Annotated in this window: 1 protein-coding gene; it reads left to right on the top strand. The window is 68.8% G+C overall.

What is annotated here, in order from left to right; all coding sequences use genetic code 11:
* The first annotated feature begins 156 nt into the window (after nt 1–156).
* A complete protein-coding gene (locus tag ACWDVB_RS40255; protein ID WP_451612068.1) occupies nt 157–1,344 on the top strand; it encodes an ISAs1 family transposase in 1,188 nt (395 codons plus the stop codon).
* Nucleotides 1,345–1,482: the final 138 nt, after the last annotated feature.

The following is a 1,482-nucleotide window of genomic DNA, read 5'->3' as shown; positions in this document are numbered from 1 at the left end:
GCAGGGTCCGTTGCATGATCGGGATTCGTCCGGCGTGCCGGACTGGTACGGAATCACGCTGGATGCCCCAGTTCGGGCAGGGGAGGGCGAGCACAGTGCAGGCACGGTGCCGGTGATCATGTGAGTGTCGAAGTCCCATAAACACCTGGCGAGTCCGTGCCTGCTTCTGCATCTTCCATCATCCCTGCCGCGCTGGACCAACTGGCCCGGACCTCCAAGTCGGCCCCGCTGTCGGACGCGGTCGGTTTGTCCGGTTTCCTGGACGTGGTGCCCGACCCGCGAGGCGTTCGCGGACGCCGCTATCCACTGCCCGCACTCATCGCCGCGACCGCGGCGAGCGTGCTGGCCGGTGCCCAGTCGCTCACCGCGATCGCAGAGTGGATGTCCGACGCCCCCGCCTGGGCCTGCCGAGCCCTCGGCTTCCCCGTCGACCCGCTGACCGGCATCGTGTCCGTCCCGCACCCCCACACCCTGCGACGTCTTCTTGTCCAGCTCGACGGCGATGCTCTGGATCGGGCGATCGGCGCCTTCCTCACCGCCCGCGCCGCCCCGGCCAAGCCCGGGCTACGGGCGATCGCGGTCGACGGCAAGGCCCTGCGCGGCTCACGCACCGCCACCACCGCGCACGTCACCGTGCTCGCCGCGATGGAACACACCGGCAGCGTCCTGGCCCAGCGCCAGGTCGCCGACAAGAGCAACGAGATCCCTGCCTTCCAGCCCCTGCTGGACACCATCGACCTGACCGACACGGTGATCACCGCCGACGCCCTGCACACCCAGCACACCCACGGCACCTACCTCCGCACCCGCGGCGCTCACTACATCGCCCAGGTCAAGGCCAACCACCCCACCCTGTTCGGCCGCGTCCGCCGCCTGCCCTGGCAGGACATCGCCCTGGACCACTACGAGCGCACCACGGCGCATCACCGCCTGGAGATCAGACGGCTGAAGACCGCCGCCTTCGCCCACCTCGATTACCCCGACGCCCGCCAGGCCCTTCAAGTCGTGCGCTGGAGAAAGGACTTCACCAGTGGCAAGCTCACCATCGAGCGCGTCTACCTGATCACCAGTCTGCCGCCCGGCACCGCGAGCGGCGCCCGGCTCGCAGCCTGGATCAGAGGGCACTGGAAGATCGAAAACCTGCTGCACCACGTCCGGGACCGGACCTTCCGCGAGGACGGTTCCAAGATCCGTACCGGCAGCCTTCCACGCGTCATGGCCGGCCTGCGCAACCTCGCCATCGGCGTCCACCGCCAAGACGGCCGCACCAACATCGCCGCCGCCCTACGCCATACAGCCCGCGACTGGCACCGACCTCTGACCGCCCTCGGTCTCACCGGATGAACCCGGACAGAAGACGATCACGCAACAGACCCTGGGGTTGAGGGCAGGGTCCGTTGCATGATCGGGATTCGTCCGGCGTGCCGGACTGGTACGGAATCACGCTGGATGCCCCAGTTCGGGCAGGGGAGGGCGAGCACA

The sequence above is a fragment of the Streptomyces sp. NPDC003379 genome (genome assembly GCF_053589195.1).
The sequence above is the reverse complement of the archived record's forward strand: the minus strand, read 5'-3'. Positions and strand labels throughout refer to the sequence as shown.